Source organism: Caminibacter sp. (genome assembly GCF_053999135.1).
In genome coordinates this window covers 1-4198 of sequence record NZ_JBMXVQ010000058.1, presented here as the reverse complement: position 1 = coordinate 4198, position 4198 = coordinate 1, and the positions used below count along the sequence as shown (strand labels likewise).

Below are 4198 nucleotides of genomic sequence, written 5' to 3'. Positions count from 1 at the left end.
GCACGCCGCCAGCGTTCACTCTGAGCCAGGATCAAACTCTCCATTAAAAAGTTTGTCCCAAAATCAAAGAAATTACGTTGACTTTAGTTTATACCCTTATTGGGCTTTTTCATTATTTATTATCTACAATAACTATTAGCCCCTCTTAGGTGTATAATACTTATATCTAAGTTCTCAATCATCTCGCACTCTTCCAAGTGCCCTTCCCGTTTTGGGATTGAAAGTATATTAAATTTCCTTCCTTATGTCAAGGAAATTTTATGAAAATTTGGAAAAATTTGGAAATTTTTAAGAAAAGAAGGGATTACCCTTCTGTATGAGCCTTGTGAGCTTCAATAAGATATTTAATATCATCTGCCATTACAAATACATTTTTGTATCCTAAAACATCTAATAAGCCTTTTACTCTATTAGCAAAAAACGCTTTTCTACAAGCTATAACAATAGGCTGAGTTTTATCATCAGGTAAAATATCAAGATACTCGCTAAATTCCGAATACGGAGTATAATATGCTGTTGGAATTCCGGCTTCTTCTGCATTTTCACCTTCTACAAGATTTGGTAATGTTACATCTAGTAAAATTGCCCCTGCATCTTTTATGAGCTCTCTTGTTTTATGAATATCAATATTTCCTAGACCCGGTTTTTCTTTATTAAGTTCAATTGATTCAGCGAATCTTTCTACTACTTCTTGTTCAAATGGTGTTAATTTTGCCATTTTCCCCTCCTTTTTTAGCTATTATAACTCAACTTTTTTTAAATGTCAACTTCTAAAGTTTTGAGCTTCTTGTAAGAGTTCTTTTACTTCTTCATCACTTAACTGATGAAAATCTTCATACCATTGACCCACACTCATAAACATAGGAGGAGTTTCCAATATTTCCAAATGATGGGAAACGCCTTTTAACATATTTAAAACATTTTCATCAAGAGGTGCTACGGGAGCAGCGATAATAATGCTTCTTGGAAGTTCTCTTACTACACTTTGAGCAGCCAAATACATACTAGCACCCGTGGCAATACCATCATCTACAAGAATTACGTCTTTTCCCTCAAGAGGAATAGGTTCTACTTTATATAAATCTCTTTTTCTTGCCATTTCCTGAATTTTTTCAATAGCTTTTTGCTGAATATATTTTTCATCAACAGTAACTCCAAGCACTGAGAGTTTTTCTACGGCTTCTTTATTTATAAAAACCTGTCCTGATTCACTTACACTTCCTATTGCCGCCTCTTCATTTACAGGTGAAGGAATTTTTTTTACAAATAAAATATCAAGAGGTGCGTTTAATGCTTTTGCTATTTCATACCCTACCGGTACCCCGCCTCTAGGAAGCGCTACAACCACGGGATTTACTATTTTTCCTTCCTCTTGCAATTTTTTTAATCTTGCGGCTAACATTTTGCCTGCTTCAAATCTGTCTTTAAAAATCATATCAACTCCTCAATTTTTTTTATATTATATCATACTAAAATTAGTAAAAATAAACTTTGCAATTTAACAAAAATGTACTATAATTTTAAATTATAGTTGATATAAACAAATTTTAAGGAGGGGTTAATGAAAGACCTTATTTTAAAAATAACCGCAAGCAAATGGAATTACTATTTAAGTTTGGCAACTGACTTTTTAACAGCAGTAGTATTTTTAGTGCTTAGTATCTACTATTCAAAAGATATTTGGGCAAGTATAGCGTTTTTTGTTGTAGGGGCAATCTTTTTTACATTCTTGGAATACGCAGTTCATGCCTGGCTTTTTCACAAAGACCATCCGCTAAAAGTTTTTATAGAAGGACACGCTCATCACCATCAAAACCCTTTCAGCTACGATGCAATGCCGTTTTTTATGAGTGCTGTTATCGCCGCATTTTTTGCATGGCTTTTTCATTTTTTTATGCCTTTGCCTGATGCTTTAGCATTGGTTGGAGGAATGGCTCTTGGATACTTCAATTACGGAATTATGCATCATATCATGCATAGACGCGAATTTAAAAGTAAATATTGGAGATATATGCAAGAATTCCACTTTGTTCATCACAAAAAACCTCTTCTAAATCATGGTATAACAACAGATATCTGGGACAGGGTATTTGGAACATATTATCAATGGACTGATGAGGACCTTAAAGGAATAGAAAAACTCAAAAGAGTAAAGAAAAAAGAAAAATAAGTTCTTTTTTATAATCTTTTTTACCCTCTTCTATTTCATCCATAATATTTTCAAGATTTGCGGTAAATTCCTCTGATATAAACTCTTTAAATTCGCTTTCATATACGATTTTAATTACTTTAAATCCTAACTTTGTCGCAAACAGATAGCCGTTTTTTTCTACTATATATTTTCTCTCAAGTAGTTTTTCTATTGTTATAGCATAAGTAGAAGGTCTTCCTATTCCTTTTTCTTTCATCATTTCAATAACATCTGCGTATGTGTAAGGAGGATATTTTGATTTTTCAAACATAGTTTTTTGAATATTTTTTTCTCCATCTTTTATTTCATATACTTTTACAGGGTAAATTAAATTAAATCCGTTTTCTAATATTTTTGTAATGAATTCTTCTTCTTTTGTAAGTATTTTAAACTTCTCTTTTAAAACTTTTGCCTCTTTCATTTGAGAGGCTATAAATTTTCTAAATATCAAATCATACAGCCTTAAATGTTCACCGCTTATTTCCATATTTTTTGTAAGTACAAAACTTTTTAAATCCTCTTTATCCATTGAAGTCGTAGCCCTAATCGCCTCATGAGCCCCGCCTTCTTCGAAGCTTCTGAGTTTTACATATTCTTGCCCGAAATTTTCGATAATATACTCTTTTGCAATGCTCTTGCCAAGAGGAGAAATTCTGTGGGAATCAGTTCTGTGATAAGTAATAAAACCTAATTCAAAAAGCTCTTGAGCTAGTTGCATGGTCTTTTGTGGAGAAAATCTGAGTTTAACAGCCGCTTCTTTTAATAAATCAGATGTATTAAATGGTTTTTCTATTAAACTTTCTTCTTTTTGGGATATTTTTTTAATTTCTATTACTTCAGGAATACTTTCATAAAATTCACTCGCTGGTTTCTTATCTTCAAATTCAAAATCCACTTTAACCTCATCAAACTCCACTCTTACTACATAAACTTTTTCTTTTAACTTTTCTGTTCTTTCGCATATCCATTTAAGCACGGGAGTTTGAACCCGTCCGGCGGAGAGATGTGCGTTATTTAAAAGTTTTTGCAAATATTGAGACACTTTAAATCCTACCCACCTGTCAGCTATTCTTCTTACAAACTGAGCGGCGACTAAATTCATATCAACACTTCTTGGATTATTCATAGCCTCTTCAAAAGCATATTTTGTTATTTCATGAAACTCGACTCTTTTTATATTGAAATTATAAGGCTTATTGTTTAAACTTAAATCAAACGCTATTTTCTCGCCTTCTCTATCAGGGTCGGTAGCTATAAAAACCTCTTCTACTTCGCTTGAAGAGAGATTAAGAGCTTTAAGGATTTTATCTTTATCTTCTAATACTTTAAATATCGGAATATACTTATTAACAACTCCCCAAACTCCCTCATTTTCAACTAAATCAAAATCATGCCCGATACTTGCCGTAATTACCAACACCCTATCTTCAAGTAAAATTTCATATACGCTAACCCCGTCAATTATTCTTCTACTTGGACGCCCGAAAAACGAACTAATCGTTTTAGCTTTTGTAGGAGACTCTACAACTACAAAAGTAGTTTTAAGGTTTATTTTTTCATTACTTTTTCTACTTTCATCCACTTCTTTTAAAAGTATTTCTAAATTCACCTCATTCACTCTTTTAAATTCGGCTTCGCTAAACCATCTGAGTTTTTTTCTTAAAGAATAAAAAGCTTTTTGATTATCAACAAGCGTTAAAGCTATACCTTTTGTTAAATGACCTTTATAAAACCTGCTAGCCCTTCCACTTGCCTGAATATATCCCGTAATGTCGGCTGTAATTATTTTTTCCCCGTCAAAACTAATTTCAGGGGAATTTTTTATCTCATTTTCATATCTTTTAATAAGTTCTTTTAGTTTTTGGGAAATTTCTTTTAATTTTTCCTCAACTTTTGGATGAAGCTGGGTAAAAAACACATATTTTTTCATAAAGTTAATATAATTTTGGATTTCTATCGCTTCTTTGGTGTCTAAAATTTTATTTTTCATTAAATAAGGAAAAACCG

At 32.1% G+C, this 4198-nt stretch carries 4 protein-coding genes; 1 reads left to right on the top strand and 3 read right to left on the bottom strand.

Translation table 11 applies throughout. The features are described 5' to 3' along the window. Positions 1–304: 304 nt before the first annotated feature. Positions 305–718, bottom strand: a complete 414-nt coding sequence (locus tag ACXJH6_RS04620; RefSeq protein WP_456470592.1) for a rhodanese-like domain-containing protein — start codon at positions 716–718, stop codon at positions 305–307. Positions 719–763: 45 nt separating this feature from the next. Continuing rightward, entirely contained in the window at positions 764–1435 is a 672-nt protein-coding gene (locus ACXJH6_RS04615) for a phosphoribosyltransferase (protein ID WP_456470591.1), read from the bottom strand. Positions 1436–1561: 126 nt separating this feature from the next. Between ACXJH6_RS04615 and ACXJH6_RS04610 the strand changes: the two genes are divergently transcribed. Further along, positions 1562–2170 (top strand): sterol desaturase family protein, encoded by a 609-nt coding sequence (locus tag ACXJH6_RS04610; protein WP_456470590.1) that lies wholly within the window; start codon positions 1562–1564, stop codon positions 2168–2170. Here the strand turns inward: ACXJH6_RS04610 and rgy are convergent. Continuing rightward, positions 2142–4198 (bottom strand): reverse gyrase (rgy, locus tag ACXJH6_RS04605; protein ID WP_456470589.1); only part of this gene is annotated, 2057 nt, incomplete at its 5' end. The genes ACXJH6_RS04610 and rgy overlap by 29 nt on opposite strands.

What these genes read in the sequence shown, in the direction of transcription:
- ACXJH6_RS04620 (WP_456470592.1), bottom strand. Translation starts at nt 718, where the DNA reads ATGGCAAAATTAACACCATTTGAACAAGAAGTAGTAGAAAGATTCGCT.
- ACXJH6_RS04615 (WP_456470591.1), bottom strand. Translation starts at nt 1,435, where the DNA reads ATGATTTTTAAAGACAGATTTGAAGCAGGCAAAATGTTAGCCGCAAGA.
- ACXJH6_RS04610 (WP_456470590.1), top strand. Translation starts at nt 1,562, where the DNA reads ATGAAAGACCTTATTTTAAAAATAACCGCAAGCAAATGGAATTACTAT.